This is a genomic window from Pseudoflavonifractor sp. HNCC25GI2, assembly GCF_058136395.1.
The window spans coordinates 294711-317629 of record NZ_JBYUOW010000004.1; the positions used below are offsets into that span (position 1 = coordinate 294711).

General features: G+C 56.2%; 19 protein-coding genes, 1 other RNA gene and 1 pseudogene. 16 read left to right on the forward strand and 5 right to left on the reverse strand.

Going from position 1 to position 22919, the window contains the following annotated elements:
- Positions 1–73 precede the first annotated feature (73 nt).
- The 6 genes from leuC (at position 74) to AC3YUO_RS08100 (ending at position 7357) form a co-directional block, all read left to right on the forward strand.
- A complete protein-coding gene (gene leuC / locus AC3YUO_RS08075) occupies positions 74–1336 on the forward strand; it encodes a 3-isopropylmalate dehydratase large subunit (RefSeq protein ID WP_489962515.1) in 1263 nt (420 codons plus the stop codon).
- Between the two features lie 125 nt (positions 1337–1461).
- Positions 1462–1947, forward strand: coding sequence for a 3-isopropylmalate dehydratase small subunit (locus tag AC3YUO_RS08080; protein WP_489962516.1), 486 nt, complete (start codon positions 1462–1464; stop codon positions 1945–1947).
- The gene (gene leuB / locus AC3YUO_RS08085) at positions 1944–3020 is read left to right on the forward strand and encodes a 3-isopropylmalate dehydrogenase (RefSeq protein ID WP_489962517.1); all 1077 of its coding nucleotides are present in this window, start codon (positions 1944–1946) and stop codon (positions 3018–3020) included. The genes AC3YUO_RS08080 and leuB overlap by 4 nt, the downstream gene beginning before the upstream one ends.
- 176 nt (positions 3021–3196) lie before the next feature.
- Positions 3197–4396, forward strand: coding sequence for a pyridoxal phosphate-dependent aminotransferase (locus AC3YUO_RS08090; protein WP_489962518.1), 1200 nt, complete (start codon positions 3197–3199; stop codon positions 4394–4396).
- Between the two features lie 212 nt (positions 4397–4608).
- Positions 4609–6045, forward strand: a complete 1437-nt coding sequence (gene purB / locus AC3YUO_RS08095) for an adenylosuccinate lyase (protein WP_489962519.1) — start codon at positions 4609–4611, stop codon at positions 6043–6045.
- A 73-nt stretch (positions 6046–6118) separates the two neighbouring features.
- Entirely contained in the window at positions 6119–7357 is a 1239-nt protein-coding gene (locus tag AC3YUO_RS08100) for an AI-2E family transporter (RefSeq protein ID WP_489962541.1), read from the forward strand.
- 49 nt (positions 7358–7406) lie between these two features.
- On the opposite strand, the gene AC3YUO_RS08105 is transcribed toward AC3YUO_RS08100, so the two are convergent.
- Positions 7407–9167, reverse strand: a complete 1761-nt coding sequence (locus AC3YUO_RS08105; RefSeq protein WP_489962520.1) for a carbohydrate-binding domain-containing protein — start codon at positions 9165–9167, stop codon at positions 7407–7409.
- Positions 9168–9302: 135 nt separating this feature from the next.
- An RNA gene (gene rnpB, locus AC3YUO_RS08110) (RNase P RNA component class A) lies at positions 9303–9659 on the reverse strand.
- Between the two features lie 154 nt (positions 9660–9813).
- On the opposite strand from rnpB, the gene murD reads away from it, so the two are divergent.
- The 10 genes from murD to AC3YUO_RS08160 all read left to right on the forward strand — a co-directional run bounded on the left by murD (position 9814) and on the right by AC3YUO_RS08160 (position 20705).
- Positions 9814–11199: a UDP-N-acetylmuramoyl-L-alanine--D-glutamate ligase gene (gene murD, locus AC3YUO_RS08115; protein ID WP_489962521.1), complete on the forward strand. Its 1386-nt coding sequence runs from the start codon at positions 9814–9816 to the stop codon at positions 11197–11199.
- A gap of 13 nt (positions 11200–11212) precedes the next feature.
- A complete protein-coding gene (locus AC3YUO_RS08120; protein ID WP_489962522.1) occupies positions 11213–12253 on the forward strand; it encodes a M42 family metallopeptidase in 1041 nt (346 codons plus the stop codon).
- Entirely contained in the window at positions 12246–13277 is a 1032-nt protein-coding gene (locus AC3YUO_RS08125) for a M42 family metallopeptidase (RefSeq protein ID WP_489962523.1), read from the forward strand. The genes AC3YUO_RS08120 and AC3YUO_RS08125 overlap by 8 nt, the downstream gene beginning before the upstream one ends.
- Complete coding sequence (locus AC3YUO_RS08130) at positions 13274–13744, forward strand: hypothetical protein (protein WP_489962524.1); 471 nt, start codon at positions 13274–13276, stop codon at positions 13742–13744. Before AC3YUO_RS08125 ends, AC3YUO_RS08130 begins: the two co-directional genes overlap by 4 nt.
- Positions 13745–13755: 11 nt before the next feature.
- The gene (locus AC3YUO_RS08135; RefSeq protein ID WP_489962525.1) at positions 13756–14757 is read left to right on the forward strand and encodes a M42 family metallopeptidase; all 1002 of its coding nucleotides are present in this window, start codon (positions 13756–13758) and stop codon (positions 14755–14757) included.
- A gap of 55 nt (positions 14758–14812) precedes the next feature.
- A complete protein-coding gene (locus tag AC3YUO_RS08140) occupies positions 14813–16069 on the forward strand; it encodes a methionine gamma-lyase family protein (RefSeq protein ID WP_489962526.1) in 1257 nt (418 codons plus the stop codon).
- Between the two features lie 107 nt (positions 16070–16176).
- On the forward strand, positions 16177–16830 hold the full coding sequence (yunB, locus tag AC3YUO_RS08145; RefSeq protein WP_489962527.1) for a sporulation protein YunB: 654 nt from the start codon (positions 16177–16179) through the stop codon (positions 16828–16830).
- Positions 16831–16854: 24 nt separating this feature from the next.
- Positions 16855–17586: a VanZ family protein gene (locus AC3YUO_RS08150; RefSeq protein ID WP_489962528.1), complete on the forward strand. Its 732-nt coding sequence runs from the start codon at positions 16855–16857 to the stop codon at positions 17584–17586.
- Positions 17549–19522, forward strand: coding sequence for an NAD-dependent DNA ligase LigA (gene ligA / locus AC3YUO_RS08155; RefSeq protein ID WP_489962529.1), 1974 nt, complete (start codon positions 17549–17551; stop codon positions 19520–19522). The genes AC3YUO_RS08150 and ligA overlap by 38 nt, the downstream gene beginning before the upstream one ends.
- A gap of 52 nt (positions 19523–19574) precedes the next feature.
- Complete coding sequence (locus tag AC3YUO_RS08160; protein ID WP_489962530.1) at positions 19575–20705, forward strand: DUF362 domain-containing protein; 1131 nt, start codon at positions 19575–19577, stop codon at positions 20703–20705.
- 36 nt (positions 20706–20741) lie between these two features.
- Here AC3YUO_RS08160 and AC3YUO_RS08165 read toward each other — a convergent pair whose 3' ends face one another.
- The 3 genes and pseudogenes from AC3YUO_RS08165 to AC3YUO_RS08175 all read right to left on the reverse strand — a co-directional run.
- Positions 20742–21098 carry an SdpI family protein gene (locus tag AC3YUO_RS08165; protein ID WP_489962531.1) on the reverse strand — a complete coding sequence of 119 codons (357 nt, stop codon included), beginning with the start codon at positions 21096–21098 and terminating at the stop codon, positions 20742–20744.
- Between the two features lie 8 nt (positions 21099–21106).
- Positions 21107–22117 (reverse strand): tyrosine recombinase XerC, encoded by a 1011-nt coding sequence (locus tag AC3YUO_RS08170; RefSeq protein ID WP_489962532.1) that lies wholly within the window; start codon positions 22115–22117, stop codon positions 21107–21109.
- 612 nt (positions 22118–22729) lie between these two features.
- A pseudogene (locus AC3YUO_RS08175) lies at positions 22730–22813 on the reverse strand (YebC/PmpR family DNA-binding transcriptional regulator); the annotation flags it as partial.
- Positions 22814–22919 lie beyond the last annotated feature (106 nt).

The window sequence follows — 22919 nt, forward strand, 5'->3', positions numbered from 1 at the left end:
AGTTTACATTCTTTTGGCAAGGGATCTGTCATACTGGACCCATCCAGAAAAAAACAGTGAGGAGGAATGTGAAATGGGTATGACCATGACACAGAAAATTTTGGCCAAGGCAGCGGGCCTGGATCGGGTGGTGCCCGGTCAGCTGATTGAGGCCCGGGTTAATATGGTGCTGGGCAACGATATCACCACGCCGGTAGCCATCACGGAGTTTGAAAAGGCCGGCTTCACGCAGGTCTTTGACAAGGATAAGATTTCCATTGTTTTGGACCACTACACCCCCTGCAAGGACATTAAGTCCGCTGAGCTCTGTCTCCAGGCGCGGAATTTCGCCCACAAGCACAACATTACCAATTTCTTTGATGTGGGCCACATGGGAGTGGAGCACGCCCTGCTGCCCGAGAAGGGACTGTGCGCCCCGGGCGAGGTCATCGTAGGCGCTGACTCCCATACTTGTACCTATGGCGCCCTGGGCGCCTTCTCCACCGGCATTGGCTCCACCGATATGGCCGCGGCCATGGCCACCGGACTTCTGTGGTTCAAGGTGCCCTCTGCCATTAAGGTTACTTTGAAGGGGAAGCTGCAGCCCCACGTGTCCGGCAAGGATGTAATTCTGCACCTCATCGGTGCCATCGGCGTGGACGGCGCCCTCTATAAGTCGCTGGAGTTTGCGGGAGAAGGCGTGGCCTCCCTGTCCATGGACGACCGCTTTACCATCTCCAACATGGCCATTGAGGCCGGCGGCAAGAACGGCATTTTCCCCGTGGATGAGAAGACCATGGAGTACATCAACGGCCGTGTGAACCGCCCATGCGAGGCCTTTGCCGCCGATGAGGACGCGGAGTACGACAGCGAGATCATCATTGATCTCGATAAGCTTGAGCCCACCGTTGCCATGCCTCACCTGCCGGAGAACACCAAGGTGGTCAGCGAGGTGGCGGGACTGCCCATCAACCAGGTGGTCATCGGCTCCTGCACCAATGGCCGCATCAGTGACCTGCGGGCCGCTGCCGCTGTGATGAGGGGCAAAAAGGTGGCGGATAACGTGCGCTGCATCGTCATTCCCGCCACCCAGGAGATTGTGCTCCAGGCCATGAAGGAGGGGCTCATCCAGATCTTCATCGAGGCCGGTGCTGCCGTCTCCACCCCCACCTGTGGGCCCTGCCTGGGCGGACACATGGGCGTGATGGCTGAGGGGGAGCGCACCGTCTCCACCACCAACCGCAACTTTGTGGGCCGCATGGGCCACGTGACCTCCGAGGTCATTTTGGCCTCTCCTGATGTGGCGGCCGCCTCCGCCATTGCCGGCTGTGTGGCCGACCCCCGCAAGCTTTCTTAAAAGAAAGCTTGGCAAAGAATTTTGTGCGAAACTTCGTTTCGCCTCTGGGCGGTTCAAAAGGGGAGTGGCTCGCTTCTTCTTTAACGAACGTCCGATTCCTGATTTTCAGAAAGGATTGACACCCAATGAAGGTTTATAAATACGGCGCCAATGTGGACACTGACGTCATCATCCCTGCCCGGCATTTGAATGACCCCTCGCCCGCGGCCCTGGCCTCCCACTGCATGGAGGACATTGATGCGAATTTTGCCTCTACGGTGGAAGAGGGCGACATCATTGTGGCTGGTCCCAACTTCGGCTGTGGCTCCTCCCGGGAGCATGCCCCCCTGGCCATCAAGTCCTGCGGCGTAAAGTGCGTCATCGCTCCGTCCTTTGCCCGTATCTTCTACCGCAACTCCATCAACATTGGTCTGCCCATTGTGGAGTGCGCTCAGGCGGCGGAGGAGATCCAGGCCGGGGACCAGGTGGAGGTGGATTTCGCCACCGGCATCATCACCGATTCTACCCAGGGCAAGACCTGGCAGGCTGCGCCCTTCCCCGAGTTTATTGACGGCATCATCAAGAGCGGCGGCCTGCTCAATTCTCTGAAGGCCCGGGGGGTGGCGAAATGAATTACAAAATTGCGCTGATCCGCGGTGATGGTATCGGCCCCGAGGTAGTGGGCGAGGCGGTAAAGGTCATGGAAGCCGTGGGGGAGAAGTTCGGCCACACCTTTACTTATACGGATGTACTGATGGGCGGCTGTGCCATTGACGCTGTGGGCAAAAGCTATCCTGACGGTACGGCCGAGGCCTGCAAGGCCTGTGACGCAGTTCTGCTGGGCGCGGTGGGCGGTCCCAAGTGGGGACACTCCACCGACCCGGAGAAGCGGCCGGAGACCGCTCTGCTGTCCATTCGAAAGGACCTGGGGCTCTATGCCAACCTGCGTCCCGCCGCCCTGCGTCCCGCACTGGCGGATGCCTGCCCCCTGAAGAAGGAGACGGCAGACAAGGGCATCGACCTGATGATCGTCCGGGAGCTCACCGGCGGCATTTACTTCGGAAAGCGCGAGAGCTATCAGACGGAGGACAGAGGGGAGGAGGCCGCTGACCGGATGGCCTACTCCGAGATGGAGATTGAGCGCATCGGCCGCCGGGCTTTTGAGCTGGCCCGCCTGCGCGGGAAGAAGCTGGCCAGTGTGGACAAGGCCAATGTGCTGGAGACCAGCCGTCTGTGGCGCAAGGTCATGCACCGCCTGGCGGAGGAGTACTCCGACGTAGAGTATTCTGATGTGCTGGTGGACAACGCCGCCATGCAGCTGGTGCGGGATCCGGGGCAGTTTGACGTGGTAGTCACCGAGAATATGTTCGGTGACATTCTCTCCGACGAGGCCTCCATGATTACTGGGTCCATCGGCCTGCTGCCTTCCGCCTCCATCGGCGATACAGCCCCCGGCCTCTACGAGCCCATCCACGGCTCTGCCCCCGACATCGCCGGGCAGGATAAGGCCAACCCCATCGCCACCATCTTGTCCGTGGCCATGATGTTCCGCTATTCCTTCCACTTGCCCGAGGAGGCCGCCGCCATCGAAAAGGCGGTGGATTCCGTCCTCAACGCCGGCTGGCGTACGGCTGATATTGCCGCTCCGGGTGAGCAGGCAATTGGTACGGTTCGGATGGGAGAATTGATTCGCGCTGCGTTGTAAACTGCATTTCTCATAAAGAGGCCCCGCTTACCGGGGCCTCTTTCTGTATATTTGGTAGGAAGAAACGGAATTTTTGCAAATTTGGAAATTCCCTCTTGCATTTCTAAGGACCAGCGAATATAATATGCCATGCGAAACACACTGTTTATCAGCAGATATAAGAAGGAGGACGCAGCATGAAGGAGTTGTCTAAGATCGCCCTGGCGGTGGAGCCCTCTACCACTTTGGCCATTGACTCCATGTTTAAGCAGATGAAGGCGGAAGGGTTGGATGTTATCGGATTCGGCGCTGGTGAGCCGGATTTCCCCACGCCCGACCACATCAAGCAGGCCGGTATTCAGGCCATTGAGAACAATGAAACCCGTTATACCCCTGCAGCCGGTACTGTGGAGCTTCGAAAGGCCATCTGCCAGCGGCTGAAGGACGACTGCGGGCTGGAGTATGAGCCTGCCCAGATTGCAGTGTCCAACGGCGCCAAGACCTGTGTGTATGTGGCTCTGCGCGCCCTGGTGAACCCCGGGGACGAGGTGATTCTGCCCGCGCCCTACTGGGTCAGCTATCTGGAGCTGATTCAGATGGTGGGCGCCACCCCTGTGGTGGTGAATGCCTCTGAGGCGGAGCACTTCAAGCTGACGGCGGAGAAGCTGGCTGCGGCTATCACCCCCAAGACCAAGTGCATCATTTTGAACAATCCCTCCAACCCCACCGGCATGATGTATAGCCGTGAGGAGCTGGAGGCCATTGCCAAGGTGTGCGTGGAGAAGGACATCTACGTCATCTCCGATGAGATCTATTACCGTTTGGCCTATGACAACCGGGAGTTTGTCAGCTTCGCTGCCCTGAGCGAGGAGGCCAAGGAGCGTACCCTGCTCATTAACGGTGTCTCCAAGTCCTACGCCATGACCGGCTGGCGGATTGGTTATGTGGCGGCCAACCCCAAGGTTGCCAAGGTGATTTCCAACTTCCTGAGCCACTGCGCCGGCTCCGCCTGCTCCATTTCCCAGAAGGCCTCTGCCGCGGCTCTGTCTGCCTCTCAGGAGACGGTGGATGAGATGCGCCGTGCCTTTGAGGAGCGCCGCAACTATATGGTTGAGCGCATGAATTCCATTGATGGGGTCAGCTGCATCAAGCCTGAGGGTGCCTTCTATGTCATGATGAACATTGAGAAGCTCATCGGCAAAGAGCTCCACGGCACCGTGATTCGGGACGCCGACGATTTCGGCAACCTGTTCCTGAAGTACGGCAAGGTGGCTGTGGTGCCCGGCACCGGCTTTGGCGCGCCCAATTTTGTGCGCTGGTCCTACGCTACCTCCATGGAGAACATCAAAGAGGGTCTGAACCGCCTGGAGAAGTTCCTGGCCGGCGAGACCATTTAATCCGATAAAATCAGAAGGGGAAGCGGTACTCTTACGGGTGCCGCTTCCCTTGTTCTGCCTTTTTGAGCCCTGACTTGGACCGGAAATACGCCTCCATACAAAAATTTTGTAAAACTTTTGGAAAGGGGTGGTATCTGCCGGGACGGTCAGGTATAATGAAACTAAATTCCCAATACTTCAGACAGATATAAGGAAGAAGAGGTTAAAACGATATGGCAACCAATACGTATGAGAGCCCCTTGTCCTCCCGCTACGCCAGCGATGAGATGCTGTATATCTTTTCTGCGGATAAAAAATTCTCTACCTGGCGTCGGCTTTGGGTCGCGCTGGCACGCGCGGAGATGGAGCTGGGGCTTCCGGTTACCCAGGAGCAGGTGGACGAGCTGGAGGCTCATATCACCGATATTGACTATGAGCGGGCAGCCCAGTGGGAGAAGAAGCTGCGCCATGACGTGATGGCGCATGTTCACACCTACGGCGAGCTCTGCCCCAAGGCGATGCCCATCATTCACCTGGGCGCTACCAGCTGCTACGTGGGCGACAACACCGATGTGATTTTGATGCGGGAAGGTCTGGAGCTGGTTCGGACCAAGCTGGTGCAGGTAATTGCCCATCTGGCCTCCTTTGCCGACCAGTATAAGGCTATGCCCACCCTGGGCTTTACCCATTTCCAGGCGGCCCAGTTGGTCACCGTTGGCAAGCGGGCTACCCTTTGGATGAATGATCTTCTTATGGACCTGGAGGAGGTGGAGTACCGTATCTCCACTCTGAAGCTTCTGGGCTCCAAGGGCACCACCGGTACTCAGGCCTCCTTCCTGGAGCTGTTCGAGGGCGACCACGAGAAGGTCAAGCAGCTGGAGGAGAAGATTGCCAAGGAAATGGGCTTTACAGGCGTTGTGCCCGTTAGCGGACAGACCTACTCCCGGAAGATGGACTACAATGTGGTTTCCACCCTGGCGGGGATTGCCCAGAGCGCCAGTAAATTTGCCACAGACATGCGCCTGCTGTGCCACCTAAAGGAGGTGGAGGAGCCCTTCGAGAAGAACCAGATTGGCTCTTCCGCCATGCCCTATAAGCGAAATCCCATGCGCTGTGAGCGGATCTGCTCCCTGGCCCGGTATGTGATCGTGGACGTGGGCAATCCGGCCATTACCACCGCTACCCAGTGGTTTGAGCGGACCCTGGACGACTCGGCCAACAAGCGCATCTCGGTGCCTGAGGCGTTCCTGGCCGTGGATGCGATTTTGAACATCTATATGAATGTGGCATCCGGTCTGGTGGTGCATCCCAAGGTAATTGAGAAGCACGTGCTGGAGGAGCTGCCCTTTATGGCCAGCGAGAACATCATGATGGATGCCGTTAAGCGGGGCGGAAACCGTCAGGAGCTCCACGAGCGGATTCGTGTCCATTCCATTGAGGCGGGCAAGAACGTCAAAGACCGTGGCCTGGCCAACAACCTCATTGACCTCATCGCGGAGGATCCCTCCTTCGGCATGACCAAGGAGGAGCTGACTGCCCATCTGGAGCCCAGCCGTTATATTGGCCGGTGCCCCCAGCAGGTGGAGGAGTTCCTTGCTCAGCTGGTTGCTCCGGTGCTGAAGCGCTATGAGAGCGTGCTCAATGCCAAGGAGACAGAGCTGAAAGTTTAATGGAAAAGCAGGTGCGGCGGTGAAGCAAAGCAAATATCAATCTTATGTGGCGTTGGGCGTAACAGCATTTTGTGTGATTGCAGGTGCGATTTTCCTCTTTTTCCTGCTGTTTCATGCCGGCGATGTATATGCTGTGTTCAGCACAATAGCTCATATTCTGCGCCCCATTTTTATGGGGATGGTCCTGGCGTTTCTGCTGCTGCCTATCCATCGGCATATTTTGCGTTTTCTGACCGCAATGACGCCTAATGCCACCTTGGCAGATTCCAAAAACCTGCGTTTTTTGAATGTTCTGGCCATTATTTTCAGCATGCTGTTTGCGGCACTTCTGATTTACATTCTTCTGGCTATGGTGCTGCCTCAGGTCTATTTGAGCGTGGTGGGACTGGTCAATGCCTTTCCCGGCTATATTGAAGGGGTGCAAACGTGGCTCCAGAAGTTTTTGGAGGATAACCCCGGGGTGGAGGAGGCCATTATGCCTTATTACACCTCCGCCGCAGACTCGCTGGAGGCGTGGCTGCGCACCGATATTCTTCCCAATCTGGAGTCTGTCACCTCCAGCATGCGCTGGCTGAAGGAGACGGTTCTGCCTAATGTGACAGGCGTGGTCTCCAATGTTTCTGCCCTGGTGATTGCGCTGCTTGTCCTGCTGAAGGATCTGCTGATTGCCATTATTGTTTCGGTCTATCTGCTGGCCCGGAAGGATATCTTTTCGGCCCAGAGCAAGAAAATCGTATATAGCATTTTTAAAACAAAGCATGCCGATTTTATTGTGGAAGAGGTCCGGAACGCCTATCGGATTCTCAGCGGATTTATCAACGGAAAGCTGTTGGACTCCCTGATTATCGGGATCATCGCGCTGGTGTTCTGCAACATTCTCCATTTTCCCTATCCGGCGCTGTTGGCCACCATTATCGGAGTGACCAATGTGATTCCGTTTTTTGGTCCGTTTATCGGAGCCATCCCCTGTGCGCTGCTCATTCTGCTGGTCAGCCCCCTGCAGTGCCTCTATTTTGTGATTTTCATCCTGGTGCTTCAGCAGTTTGACGGAAACATTCTGGGTCCGAAGATTCTGGGCGATTCCACGGGACTTGCCTCCTTCTGGGTCTTGTTCTCCATTCTGCTGTTTGGCGGCCTGTTTGGCTTTGCAGGCATGGTACTGGGTGTGCCGGTATTTGCCATGCTGTATAATGCGCTGCGGAGACTGGTCAATGCCGGCCTGCGCAGACGGAACCTTCCGGTTCAGACAAAGTTTTATCTGGGGCCTACCCCCGGCTTAGCAGGGGAGAGGAACGAGCACGAGGAGCCGTAATAGAAATCATAAAAAACAGGCGTCCATCCATGGATGGACGCCTGTTTTTTTATGCCTGAGGAATGGTGAAATCAAATTGCCGGACTCCGGTGTATCCTGCGTCATTGAATACTGCGATGGTTAGCTGATAGCTGCCTGGCTCCGAGGGCAGAATATCTTCCAGGGCCTCGGCTCCATCGGACAGGAGACAGGATGCGGCATAATTCTCGGATGGAACATCCATGATGGAAATCTGAACATGAGAGGGATCCAGTTCCTGAGTGGATTGGATGTCAGATACTGTGACACTGCCGTCCTCAGAGACAACGACATTTGCCGAGAAGGTCACCTGTGTTTTGCCGCTGTCCTGGGCATCGGAGGAGATGCCGGAGAAGGTGTGCACGCGGTCAGAAAGGATAAACTCTGTGGGATTGGATTCCTGGTTGCCGGATTCTGTGGAGTTCTGGGAAGTGTCCGGCTGCTGAGCTTGCGGATCGTCGGCGGAAGACTCTTCGTTTGCACTATCTTCGGAAGAGAGAACGTCGCTTTCACCTCCGGAAATCGTTCCGGCATATTGCTGCACAACTCCGTCAACTCTCAAAGTATAGGTGGTGTCTGCGGCCAAATCCGGGGAAGAGAAGGTGAGACTCTGAGCAGCTTTCTCCAGGGTAAACTGAAGCAGATCCACACCCTGCGCATCAGAGAGCTGAATAATGGTGCCCGCCGGCAGGGTAGAGGCAAAGAAGAATTCTCCGTATTGCTGTTTGGACTGCGGGGAGACAGCGTCATTCCGGGTCCCAAGTGCGACTACATATCCGCCATTGATGGTAATATCCTTATCGGCATCAATGCCGCCGTCCGGGCTCTCTTCATTGGCCATGGTGTAGACATTGCCGCCGTTGATGAGCAGATAGCCGTTGGAGTCGATTCCGTCCCCTTCTGTGCCGAGACCGGCATTAATCTGAAGGGTTCCGCCGTTGATGGTAACTACCGAAACGCCGTCTTCCTTGACGTTGATTCCATCGCTTTGAGCCTGGATATTGATAGTACCGCCATTGACGGTCAGGTGCAGCTCGCTGTCCAGCCCCTCGTTGTCGGCCGTAATATCAAGAATACCGGTTCCTTCTGCCTCACCGCCGATGTTCATAGACATTCTGGAGTAGAGCGCCCCGTCGTACTCATGGAGCGTTTCCGTGGAGTCCTCCTGATAGATCCGGGCCACATGGGAACCTTGAATGGTGTTCGCGCTGTCGTCGGCCAAAATGATATTGGCGCCGGCGGAAGATGTATCCACCGCAGAGGGAGCATTATATTCATCCTCCGTACCGTTTTCCTGACAGGAGACCCACTGGGTATCGCATTCGTAGACATTGTAAAAGAGAATGGCGGGGGCCACGGTGCAGGTAATGTTCACGCCATCCAGGATCAGGGTGACCACCGCGTCAGGGTCCGTTCGGGCATCTTCGCCTAAATCAATGGCCAGCTGTCCGGCGGACAAAACACCGGAGACACGGTAAGTTCCGGGCTGCCGTATGGTAACAACAGTATGAGCCTGAGCCTCTTCCTCAGAGTGGGCATCTTCCTCCGAGCCATCCCCGTAGTTTGAACCCATGCCCGACTGGTAATAGACAATGTCATGGCTGACTGTGACGGAGGACTCGCTGTCTTCGGTGAGAGTCTGCCCATCCAGGGTAATACCCTCGTCAGAGAGGACGAGGGCTTGCTCCTGTGCCGAGCTGGTTTGAGACGAGGCGCCTGCCGATTGACAGGCCGTCAGATTGAGCAGCAGTGTCAATGCTGTGCCAAGTACAGCAAATTTCTGCAGATTCATTTGAAATTTCCTCCTTTCGAAGATCGATGCTATCCTATCACAGATGGCTGAAGGAAATTTGAAATTCTCGTGACCAGGGTTTGACGGATTTGTAAAAAAACGGTGAAGACGAACTGTCTTCACCGCTTTTTCACAAATACAAGTAAGTCTGTAAGCCGGGTTCTGTCGTTTAAGACAGTCATCTATCTCGACGTACCGTTGCCGATACGCTCAAGCCGCCTCCCCGGGACGGCCGGGCCAGCCACATGTCCCTCCACGGCGTTGCTCCGGATAGAGTTTACAGCGATGGACGCTTGGCACGCCATCGGGTGAGCTCTTACCTCGCCTTTCCACCCTTACCTCAGGCCGAACGGTCTAAGGCGGTATATCTCTGTTGCACTTTTCCTAGGGTCGCCCCCGGCGGGTGTTACCCGTTATCCTTGCCCTACGGAGCCCGGACTTTCCTCACGACCGGACCTTTCGCCCCGGCCGCGCGACTGTCCAACTTACTTGTTCCAATATCATATCGGAAAATGGGCGTCCTGTCAAATGGCAAATTCCATTTTGGGGAAAGTAGGGGGGAGGTATGAGGGGTTTTCGATTGAATTTTCAGGGGATATATGGTAGAATACAAAAGTTATGAAGAATAAAGGAAGGAGGACACATCATGTCCACCATCGCCGAATATTTGGAAGGTTTAAAGGGAAAATCCGTAGCAGTTATCGGAATGGGCGTTAGCAACACTCCGCTGATTCGGATGCTGCTGCGCTCGGGTGTGAAGGTTACCGTGTGCGATAAGTCCCCCCGGGAACGGGTGGAGGAGCTGGCTTCGGAGCTGGAGAGCTTGGGGGCCAAGTTCCAGCTTGGCCCGGATTATCTCAGCAAGCTGTACCGGTTTGACCTGATCTTCCGCACCCCTGGTCTGAGCCCCAATACACCGGAACTGGTGCAGGCGGCGGAGAAGGGAAGCGAGATTACCTCTGAGATGGAGCTGTTTTTCCAGCTGTGCCCCTGTAAGATTATTGGGGTGACGGGAAGCGACGGAAAGACCACTACCACCACGCTCATCAGCGAGTTTCTTCGGGAGGCGGGGCGCAACGTCTATCTGGGCGGCAACATCGGACGGCCTCTGCTGCCGGACGTAGCCAGCATGGTGCCTGAGGACGTGGTTGTGGTAGAGCTGTCCTCCTTCCAGCTGATGACCATGAAGAAGAGCCCCAACGTGGCGGTGTTCACCAACCTGTCTCCCAACCATCTGGATTATCACCACACCATGGAGGAGTACACCGCTGCCAAGCTGAACATCTTTACCCACCAGGGGAAGGATGACCGGGCTGTTTTCAACTTTGACAATGACATTACCCGCTCCCTGTCCAAGCAGGCGCCGGGCAAGGTAATGCTGTTCAGCCGGAAGAAGCCTCTGGAAGAGGGCGTGTACCTCCGGGACGATACCATTTGGCTGACCAATGAGATGGGAAGCCGGGAGGTGCTCCCCCTGTCCATGATCCACATTCCCGGCGTACACAACATCGAAAACTATATGGCAGCCATCGCTGCCGTGGACGGACTGGTACCGGACAAATGCGTCCGGGCCGTGGCGCAGCGCTTTACGGGCGTGGAGCACCGCATTGAGCTGGTGCGGGAGTTGGACGGGGTCAAGTACTACAACGACTCCATCGGCACCAGCCCCACCCGCACCATGGCCTGCCTGGACTCCTTTGATCAGAAGCTGATCCTGATCGCCGGCGGATATGACAAGGGTGTTCCCTTTACTCAGCTTGGCGTGGAGATTACCAAGAAGGTAAAGCTTCTCATCCTCACCGGTGCCACCGCTGAAGCCATCAAGGCCAGCGTGGAGCAGGCGCCTGAATATGCTGAGCATACTCCGGACATCATTGTAACCGACAACCTGAGCCAGGCGGTGGACGCTGCCCGGTCTGCCGCCGTGGCGGGCGATGTGGTGGTGCTGTCTCCCGCCTGCGCTGCCTTTGACAAGTTTAAAAACTTCATGGAGCGCGGCAAGGTATTTAAAGATTTGGTCAACGCCCTGTAAGGGAGGAGCGGCATTGGATTACAAAGAGACATTGGAACAGCTCTGCGCCCTGCCGGGTCCCAGCGGCTTTGAACGCCCGGTAGCCTCGGCAGCGGCTGAGTTGCTGCGCCCCTATATGGATGAGGTTCAAATAGACCGCATGGGCAGTGTGGTGGGTGTGCGCCGCTGCGGACGCCCGGGGGCGCCCCGGCTGATGCTGGATGCCCATTTGGACGAAATCGGCCTCATTGTCACGGGGCATGAAAAGGGATTTCTGCGCTTTGCCCCACTGGGTGGCGTGGATCCCCGGATGCTGCCGGATCGGGAGGTGTTGGTGCTCAGCCAGCCTCCTGTACCCGGGGTGGTGGCCTGCCTGCCGCCCCACATTCAGTCCAGTGAGGATATGGACAAGGCCCGGACCATCCGGGAGCTGACCATCGACGTGGGCCTCTCCCAGGAGGAGGCCCAGCGCCGCATTCCCATTGGAACGCCCATCGTGTACCGCACCGGGTGCCAGCCCATTGGGGACAAGCTTCTGTGCGGAAAGGCATTGGATGACCGGAGCTGCTTTGCGGTGCTGCTGGACACCGTCCGACGGCTTGCCCACGAGGAACTGGACGTGGACCTCTATGTAGTGGGCTCGGTGCAGGAGGAGACCCACAGCACCGGGGCTATTACGGCCGCCTTCGGAATTGTGCCGCAGCTTTGCGTGGCAGTGGATGTGACCCACGGGGACAGCCCGGATGTTTCCAAGGATAAGACGTTCGCCCTGGGCGGCGGGCCGGTCATTGGCGTGGGGCCCAACTGTACTCGCTGGATGTCTCAGCGCATGGAGCAAATTGCCAAGGACCTGGAGCTGGACTACCAGGTGGAGGTGATGGCAGGGCACAGCGGAACCAACGCCTGGCCGCTGCAGATCAGCGGTGAGGGTGTTGCCACAGCGGTGCTGTCCGTCCCGCTGCGGTATATGCATGCCCCGGTGGAGGCCGTTCACATGGACGACTTGGAGAACACCGCCTGTCTGCTGGCCGCCTTTGTACGGAACCTGGGGAAGGAGGTGCCCGGCTGTGATTGAATGCCTGAAAACCTTGTGCGCCATGGACGGAGTGTCCGGTGATGAGGACCGGGTGCGGGCCTGGATTCGGACCCAGGCGGAGCCCTGGGCGGACGAAATCCGCACGGACCCCCTGGGCAATCTGATTGTGTTCAAAAAGGGAGCCAAATCCGCCAAAAACCGGCTGCTGGTGTGTGCCCACATGGACGAGGTGGGTCTCATTGTGACTAAGGTGACGGAGGAAGGCTTTTTAAAGTTTGACTTTGTAGGCGGCGTGGACCGCCGGGTGGCCATTGGAAAGCCTGTGGTTCTGGGGCCAGACCGGGTCCCCGGCATCATCGGCCTGAAAGCAATTCATCTGGTCAGCCGGGAGGAACGGAAAAAGACGCCCAAGACGGAGTCTCTGTACGTGGACATCGGCGCTTCGGACAAGGAGGCGGCCCTGAAGCTGGTTCAGCCCGGAACCTATGGCTCCTTTGTCACCCAGCCGGAACTCTTTGGCGATGGACTTTTCAAAGCAAAGGCCATTGACGACCGGGTGGGCTGCGCCGTGATGCTTTCCCTTCTGCGGGAGGAGCTGCCGATGGACGTGACCTTTGCCTTTACCGCCCAGGAGGAGGTGGGCACCCGCGGGGCCTTCGGCGCGGCTTTTTCCGTGACGCCTGAGGTAGCTCTGGTGCTGGAGACCACCACCGCAGCCGACCTGCCCGAGGTACCCGACCACCAGCAGGTGTGTGCCCCGGGAAAGGGGCCGGTCATCTCCTATATGGACGGCGGGACCATCTACGACCGTGGACTGTTTGAACTGCTGCGGGACCTGGCAGAGGAGCATCAGATTCCCTGGCAGACTAAGGAATATATTGCCGGCGGCAACGACGCCCGGGCCATCCAGCGCACCAAGGCGGGCGTCCGAGTGGCTGCCGTTTCCGCTGCGGTGCGGTATCTCCATGCCCCGGCCAGTGTAGGCAGTGTGGCGGACTTTGAGAATATGCTGAAGCTCACCCGGCTGTTTTTGCAGCGTATGGCCCAGGAGGTTGGGGAATGAAATCAAAGCTGTTGCTGAACACCTATGACGGCAACCTCACAGCCTGTACGATTCGGCCTCAGAGTGAGGACACACAGGTGGAGTTTTCCATCCAGTACTATCGCCATGAGAACGGGGAAGAGCAGAGTGTTTCCGCAATTCTCCGGTTTTCTCAGGTGGCCAGTGTGGATATGGAGATCAACTTCTTTGACAATCCCGTCGGGGCTGAATTGGGTGGATTTTATGAAATTCTGGACGAGAACTTCAAAAAGCAGATGCTGGAGAAGGTGTTTCAGAACCGGAAGGACGGCTATCTGTTCCACGGGGATTATGACTATGACCCGGAGGAGCCTGGGGATATCCTGAATTTCCGCCCGCCCATCGAGGGTGTACTGGGGGAACTGGCGCAGTACCGCCTCTTTCAGCAGCAGACCCAGGGTGGTATTTACCACATTTTATGCAAGCGCTATGAACTCATTGAGGGTTAGGAGCCTGATCTATGGAATTGTTTGAACGGATTAAAAAGCTGAATGCCGCTTACGGTCCCTCCGGGGATGAGGGCGGGATCCGGGCGGTCATTGAAGAGATGGCCGCCCCTTATGCCGATGAGGTAATTACCGACACCATGGGGAACCTCATTGTCCACAAGGCGGGCCGCGGGCCCAAGGTGATGTTTGCTGCCCATATGGACTCCATTGGCTTTATTGTGACCCACATCGAGGAGGAAGGCTTCCTCCGGGTGGGCAAGCTGGGAGGGATCAGCCCCAAGGAGGCCGTTTATACACCTGTCCGGTTTAAAAACGGGGTTCGGGGCTGCTTCCTACCGGAGGAAAAGGCAGAATTCGGCAAGCTGAAGCTGGATGAGTGCTACCTGGACATCGGTGCCAAGAACGAGGCGGAGGCCAAGAAACTGACCCGGGTAGGGGATACGGCGGTGTATGACACCCCGGCATTTCAGTCGGGGGATAACGTAACCTCGCCTTATCTGGATAACCGGATCTCCTGTGCCATCCTGCTGGACGCCCTGGAGCGCATTCAGAACAGCCTCAACGACCTGTACTTTGTTTTTACCGTCCAGGAGGAGGTAGGCCTGCGGGGCTCTAAAACCGCCGCCTGGGCTATCCAGCCCGATTACGCCGTGGCCGTGGATGTCACCGACGTAGACGATACCCCCGGCTCGGAGAAGTCCGGCACGGTTCAACTGGGGAAGGGGGCGGCCATCAAGGTGATGGACTCCTCCGTCATTTGCCACCCGACTATGGTGGAGCTTTTGGACCAGACCGCCCGGGAGAGGGATATTCCCACCCAGCGGGACATTTTGCGGGCAGGCGGTACCGATGCCGGCGCCATTCACACCACCGGAGCCGGTGTACTCACCGGCGGTATTTCTGTGCCCTGCCGCTATATCCATACACCGGTGGAGACGGCCAGTCTGGAGGACTGCGAAGCCTGTATTCGTCTGATGGTGGCCTTTGCCCAGCGGCCGCTCAAGACCCTGTAAAGGAAAACACATTATAACGTCAAAATAATAGAAACAGATAGGAATGACAAGGGATATGACCTTACAGTTAAGCCGGCGCGTCCTGGACCTGGGAAACCAGGCGGAGGGACGGCTGAGAGAGCAGTTTGACCGCATTGACACCATTGCCAAGGAGAATACCGCCCGTGTTCTGGCGGCATTCCAGAAGCACCGGGTGGCGGAGGCCTATTTTGCCGGAACCACTGGCTACGGATACGACGATCTGGGGCGGGACAAGCTGGATGAGATTTACGCCGACCTCTTTGGATCGGAGGCGGCGCTGGTCCGCCTGCAGTTTGTCAACGGAACTCACGCCATTACCGCCGCCCTTTTTGGCGCGTTAAAGGCGGGGGATGTGCTGGTGTCCGCAGTGGGTGCACCCTATGATACCCTGCTGGGGGCTATCGGTGTGGTAAACAAAGGGCCGGGGTCTCTGAAAGACTACGGTGTGGAGTACCGACAAGTGGATCTCCTTGACGATAAGCCTGACCTGGAGGGCATGGCTCGGGCAGTTGCGGATCCCAAAGTGAAGGCCGTGCTGATTCAGCGCTCCAAGGGCTATTCCACCCGAAGCTCCCTGTCCGTGGCGGAGATTGGGGAGATGTGCCGGATCATCAAGCAGGCCAATCCAAACGTGTCCATTTTGGTGGACAACTGCTACGGCGAGTTTGTGGAGACTTTGGAGCCCACTCATGTGGGAGCTGACCTGTGTGTGGGCTCTCTCATCAAGAATCCCGGCGGGGGACTGGCTCCCACCGGCGGATATATCGCCGGCCGAAAGGACCTGGTGGAGGGCGCGGCCATGCGGCTTACGGCCCCCGGCATCGGCGGGGAGTGCGGATGTACCCTGGGTCAGAACCGACTGCTGTATCAGGGGCTGTTTCTGGCTCCCCATACAGTGGCCCAGGCGGTCAAGACCGCCGTGTTTGCTGCCGGCGTCATGGAGCTTCTGGGCTATGAAACGGAACCCAATTCCCGTGACGTCCGTCATGACATCATTCAGATGATTCACATGCGGGAGCCGGAGGCGCTGAAGCGCTTCTGCAAAGGCATTCAGTTTGGCGCTCCGGTCGATTCCTATGTGACGCCGGAGCCCTGGGACATGCCGGGCTATGATAGCCAGGTGATTATGGCAGCGGGCGCGTTTATTCAGGGCGCCTCCATCGAGTTGTCCGCCGACGCGCCCATGCGGGAGCCCTATACGGTCTATCTCCAGGGTGGATTGACCTTCGAGTCCGGCCGTCTGGGTGTGCTGCTGGCAGTTCAGGAGCTGCTGGGCGGCGGGGAGGCATAGGCCAAGCCGGAGTTGGAATATCCTGCCTCTGAGGAGGTGGGAGTATGCCTGTGGCGCCGTGGCGCAGGGAGCTGTGCCGTTCTTGGAAAAAACGTGCCTCCCGTCGCATGAATCGACGGGAAGAGCGAGGGAGAGGTCGGTTTCCGGCGGCGTTGGTCACCCTCTTTGTCGCAGTCGCGCTGGCTTTTGGGGGTATCCGGGCACTTGAGGCCCGTCTGCGGCCGGTTTTGGAGGATATCGCACGCACCCAGGTGGTCAATCAAATGACCGGGGTGCTGGAACACGCAGCCCAAGAGGCGCTGTCGCAGCAGCCGTCAGAGAATACGGCACTTGTGACCATTGAACGGGACGCGGACGGTGCCATTACTGCACTGACCACCGATACGTCCAAGCTCAATTCCTTGCGCACGCAGATTGTCACACAGGTGCTTCAGGCCTTGGAAAGCGTGGATGTATCTGCCATCCAGATTCCGCTGGGAAGTCTGTTGGACTCCGAGCTGATCTGGGCCCGGGGCCCTGCTATCCAGGCCAGAGCCATGACGGTGGGCACTATTTCCGCTGAATTTGAGAGCGATTTTACAGCTGCCGGCGTGAATCAGACACTCCATCGGATTTGGCTGGAGCTGTCTGTTCCGCTGTCGGTGATGCTGCCGGGCGGCGAGGTTCAGGCGGAGCTGAACAGTCGGCTTTGTGTGGCGGAAACCGTCATTGTAGGGAATGTACCCAGCACATATTTACAGATGGACTCGTACCTTCCCTGAGAGCCGGACACGAAAGGAATATCAATGATTCTTCTGGATACATTAAGCTGGTATTTGGGCAGCATAGGGGGTTATGTAATTCAGATGCTGCCCTGTATGCTGGTGGGGTTGGCCGTTTTTTTCTGCCTGGGTCCAGTGCGCAAGAAGCGGCTCAATCAACTGGGGCTGTCCAGTGGTCCGCTGCGGGAGACAGGATTGGCACTGTTTGTGGCCTTCTGCGCCGGTCTGGCAGCCCTTACCCTGTTTCCGGCCGATTTCTGGGACTATGTGCTCCGATATCTTCTGATGCCCGAGGTTCGGGCAGGGGGATTCCGCTGGGAAGCGTTCTATTTGACCCGGCAGGAACTGGCGTTCCGGATGATGGGGCTTGCCGATGTGCTGGCTCCTCTTCAGGAAATTCGACGGGCATTGAGAACCGGCTATCCATGGCTCATGTTTATGTTGTGGGGAAACATAGGAATGTTTCTTCCTATTGGCTTCTGTACCGCGCTCCTGTGGCGGAAGCACCACTGGTGGAAGTCGGTGTTGGTGGGCTTTGGATGCTCTGTGACCATTGAGTTTATTCAGTTTTTTATAGGTCGAAGCACCGACATTGACGATGTGATTCTGAATACAGCAGGGGCACTGCTTGGATACTGGCTATTCCTGACGTTGTATGCCGTTCTGCCGGATCTTCTGAAAAAATTTCGCTGCCAGGACAGAGAGGAGGAGCTGCGAAATGGATTATTTGATGGAAATACAAGCCCTGCGCCGTGAGCTGGAGCAGGCTGGCTATGAATACTATGTGTTGGACAATCCTACCATGTCCGACTATGACTATGACCACAAGCTTCGTCGGCTGGAAGAGCTGGAGGAGGCCCACCCGGAGACCATTACGCCCGATTCGCCCACCCAGCGAGTGGGGGGGAAGGCCCTGGAGGCCTTTACGCAGGTGCAGCACAAGGTGCCGTTGGAGTCCCTGCAGGACGTTTTTGACTTTGACGAGCTTCGGGCCTTTGACCAGCGGGTAAGAGGTGTGGTCGCAGAGCCTAATTATGTTGTGGAGCCGAAGGTGGACGGGCTGTCTGTGGCTCTGGAGTATGAGGATGGCCTGTTTGTGCGGGGCGCGACCCGCGGCGATGGACAGGTAGGGGAGGACGTGACAGAAAATCTGCGTACCATTCGGTCCATTCCCCTGCGCATCCCGGACGCACCTCATCAGCTGATTGTCCGTGGCGAGGTGTTCATGCCGAAGAAGGTATTCCACGCCTTAAATCAGGAACGAGAGAAACGGGGAGAGGCGCTGTTCGCAAATCCACGCAACGCAGCGGCCGGGTCCCTGCGCCAGCTGGATTCCAAGATTGCCGCCTCCCGAAAGTTGGATATCCTGGTTTTCAACGTCCAGTGGATGGAGCCCGGTCAGTTTAAAACCCATGTTGAGACGCTGGATTACTTGAAAAATAAAGGATTTAAAGTGATTCCACATTACAGCTGCGATCAGGTGGAGCAGGCTATTACCTATGTGACTCAGGTGGGTGAAAACCGCGATCAGTACCAGTTTGACATCGATGGAGCAGTTATCAAGGTAAATTCCTTGTCACAGCGGGAGGAGTTGGGGTCTACAGCAAAATTCCCCCGTTGGGCTGCTGCCTATAAGTATCCCCCTGAGGTAAAACCCTCCCAGGTGGTGGATATTGTGGTGCAGGTGGGGCGCACAGGAGTGTTGACGCCCAAGGCTGTGCTGACTCCGGTGCGGTTGGCGGGTACTACGGTAACCAATGCCACGCTGCACAATCAGGATTTTATTCAGGAAAAGGATATTCGCATCGGAGATACGGTGCTGGTGCGCAAGGCAGGCGAAATCATCCCGGAGGTTCTGTCCGTGGTGATGGAGAAACGTCCCGAGGGCACAGTGCCCTATCAGCTTCCCAACTGCTGTCCCGTGTGCGGAGCACCCGTACGCCGGGATGAGGACGGTGCTCATGTCCGCTGTACGGGTGCGGAGTGTCCGGCTCAGATTCTGCGGACGCTGGCCCATTTTGCCAGCCGGGATGCCATGGATATCGAGGGCCTTGGCATCGCAGTGGTAGAAAACCTGGTGAACGCCGGGCTGGTTAAGACGCCTGGTGACCTCTATTTTCTCAAGGCCGAGGATGTGGCCAAGCTGGATCGCATGGGGGAGAAGTCGGCACAGAATTTGATTGATGCCATTGCAAAATCCAAGCAGCAGGATTTGTCCCGCCTGATTTACGCCTTTGGAATCCGCCAGGTAGGGCAGAAGGCGGGCAAGATTCTGGCGGCCCGGTTCCGCAGCCTGGATGCACTGGAGCACGCCACCATGGAGCAGCTGGTGGAGGTGGAAGACATTGGCGCCATCACGGCTCAAAGTATTTTGGACTGGATGGCCAGTCCCCAAAGTCAGCATTTGATGGCCCGCCTGCGGGCGGCCGGCGTCAATACCCTGGCGGAGGAACAGGGGAGTGATCAGCGCTTTGCCGGGATGACTTTTGTGCTGACTGGCGGTCTGGAGCACTTCACCAGGGAAGAGGCGGCGGAGCTCATTGAGAAACGAGGGGGAAAGGCCGCCGGCTCCGTGTCAAAAAAGACCACCTATGTGGTGGCCGGAGAGGGGGCAGGCTCCAAGCTTCGCAAAGCCCAGGAACTGGGGGTGCCGGTGCTCACAGAGGACGAATTTCTTACTATGCTTCAGTAAGTTTTTTGCGTTACAACGTTCGAACTTAGAAATTAGGAAGGAAGAAAGAATTATGGCAGTTTCAAAGGTGTATTTTACCGATTTTCATACACAGGCGTTTGGGGATGGCCTGCCCACGAAGCTGAAAAAGCTGATTCGGAAGGCCGGTATCCAGGAGCTGGATCTGGATGGTAAATTTGTGGCCATTAAGATGCATTTTGGCGAGCTGGGAAATATCAGCTACCTTCGCCCCAACTACGCCCGCGCTGTGGTGGATGTGGTCAAGGAGCTGGGCGGTAAGCCCTTCCTGACGGACTGCAATACTATGTACCCCGGCAGCAGAAAAAACGCTCTGGAGCACCTGGAGTGCGCTTGGGAGAATGGATTTACCCCTCTGACCGTTGGCTGCCCCATCCTGATTGGAGACGGTCTGAAGGGGACCGATGACGTAGAGGTCCCGGTAGTTGGTGGGGAGTACGTAGAGTATGCTAAAATCGGCCGCGCGGTGATGGATGCGGACGTCTTTATCTCCTTGACCCACTTCAAGGGCCACGAGATGACCGGATTCGGAGGTACCATTAAAAATATTGGTATGGGCTGCGGCTCCCGTGCCGGCAAGAAGGAGCAGCACGCCAGCGGCAAACCCCAGATCAATCCCGAGGCTTGCCGTGGCTGTATGCGGTGCCAGAAGGAGTGTGCCAACCATGGTCTGGTCTTTGACACGGCGGCAAAAAAGATGACTGTGGATGAGCAGAACTGCGTGGGCTGCGGCCGCTGCCTGGGAGCCTGCAATTTTGACGCCATCTACTTCACCAATGATAACGCTCAGGAAGCTTTGAATTGCCGGATGGCGGAATATACCAAGGCTGTGTTGGACGGGCGTCCCAACTTCCATATTTCTCTGGTGGTGGATGTGTCTCCCAACTGCGACTGCCACGGCGAAAACGATGTGCCCATTCTGCCCAACATCGGTATGTTTGCATCCTTCGACCCCCTGGCTTTGGATCAGGCCTGCGTGGATGCCTGCTTGGCGGCCACGCCTATGCCTGGAAGCCAGCTGGCCCGCAACTTGGCCGATCCCAATTTCCATGACCATCATGACCACTTCCGCAACTCCACTCCGGAATCCGAATGGTGTTCCTGCCTGGAGCATGCTGAGAAAATTGGCCTGGGTTCCCGCGAATATGAGCTGATTTCCATGTAATAGAATAAAAAGCAGGGCACAACGTGCCCTGCTTTTTTATTCTTTCTTCTCTCCGCCGTATTGTGTTTTAAGCAGTAAATCAACCATAAAGACGGAGACGCAGAACAGTGCCATCTGTCCTACGATAAGCCACAGCCAAAAGGACGCCACTGAGGCCGAAAACAGCTTCAGCAGGATACCGCTGACGCAGCCGCTGATGATGCCGATGCGGATCCATAGCTTGCTGCAATGGCGATGTGCCGTCTCCCACGCCTCCGGATTGCTTCGGGTCAGCTCCGTATTATAGGAGAGTCCGCTTTTTTGAAAGGGGGGAGGCGTTATTTTCCAAAGAATACCCATCAAAAGCATGCCGACCGGCGCTAAAAAGCAGAGAACACCATAAAGAATATTCATAAGAAACCTCATTTCTGTTCTGATTTACTATTGTTTGAGGGAGCCTTTTTTGTTTGCCTTATTTTACCTAAGGGATTGGCCTGTGCCGCAACGCGCAAATCCTCGCTGTCGACATGGGTATAGATCTGCGTTGTATTCAGATGATCGTGGCCCAAAACCTCCTGGAGGGTTCGCACATCCACGCCATTTTGCAGCATCAGCGTGGCCGCCGTGTGGCGCAGCTTATGGGAGGAATATTGGGTGCTGTCCAGACCCGCGGCAGACAAGTGCTTTTTCACCAGCTTATGAACGGCGGCAGTGGTGATACGCTTCCGGTTTTGCAGCGTCACAAACAGGGCGTTCTGGTCAACCAGGGTCATAGCATCCCGTTCTGTCAGCCAGTCCTGAAGAGCCTGCTGGCAGGCTTCATTTAAATAGAGAATCCGTTCCTTGTTGCCTTTGCCAAGCACACGGAGTTGATTTCCTCGAACATCTGTTTTGTTCAGGCCGACCAGTTCAGAAATACGCAGACCGCAATTTAAAAACAGCGTCAGAATACAGTAATCGCGGACGGAGTTTTTTCCGTCGACACTGGCCAGAAGCTGGACGCTTTCATCCAGATTCAGATACTTGGGCAAGGATTTTTTTTGACGGGGAGAATCCAGTTCCTGAACTGGATTTTGCTCCAACAGTTTGGCCTTGTTGGTCAGATATTTATAGAAGGAACGAATGGTCGCAACCTTACGGGCTCTGGAAGCGGCATTTAAACCACGGTCACGAGACAGGTAATTCATGTAGGCGTAGACATCAGTCAAAGTAATGGACTGGACCAAATGGATGTCCACATCATCAATGGAAATGGAGTCAAACGGCTGGTGGTCCGGAACTAAGTGTTTATCCTGCTTGATAAAACGAAAGAAGCTCCGGAGATCAAGATAGTATTCATCTACGGTGCGTCGGGAATGTCCTTGAATGGTCTCATGATAGACCAAGAAGTCCCGGATCAGCGGCGGAGCCTCGGTACGGTAGTCAGGATGCATGAAATGCGTGTTTCACCTCCACTAGGGTCAACAAAATTTTTATTTTGTTGACCTAAAACAATACTCTTATCAGAGGAGGATAAACACCTCCCTGCTGAGAACGATTTAAATTCTATAACAATATAGCACGCTTGTTTTGGCGGGTCAATAAAAGGAACAAGAGAACGCGTTCCGCTCTCCTGTTCCTCCTTGAGCAAACTGAGTGTGGGCTGCCCTTAAAGCTCACTGCATTTTATACCGTCAGAATACGGCCCGCTATGGTTGCCGCGACATGCGGCGCACCAGCTTTGGATTCCCGTGGGATTCTTTGCGGTGACGCGCCGCTCCGTCCAACCAAACTTTGCTTTCGGGTAAAAGATGTGCTCATCGCTGTTTTGGGAACAGTGAGGACAGGATTTATAGTCTCCCCGCTCCTGAGCCTCGTCCAGAGGTCGACCGCAGTGCTTGCAGTTCATAACTTGACCGCTCCCCTTTCCATATCATTTTCTTCATCATAGCAGATAAAACGGCCTGCCGTCAATCTGTTTCAGGGAGCTTGGACAGTATAAAAAGCGGGTCTGGAAACGTCCAAACCCGCTTTTACGCCGTTACAAAAAATGATGAGGTGCAGTCTCAGTCCTGCTCCCAGTTGTGGTACACGTTCTGGACGTCGTCGTTGTCCTCCAGCATATCGATGAGCTTCTCCATGTTCTTGATGTATAAATCAAGAGAATTTGGAGAAATTCATAACTTTTTGAGCTAGTTTACTTCCTTGGATGTACTGCACAATTCATCATGTATATCATAACTAAATTAGGCAGAT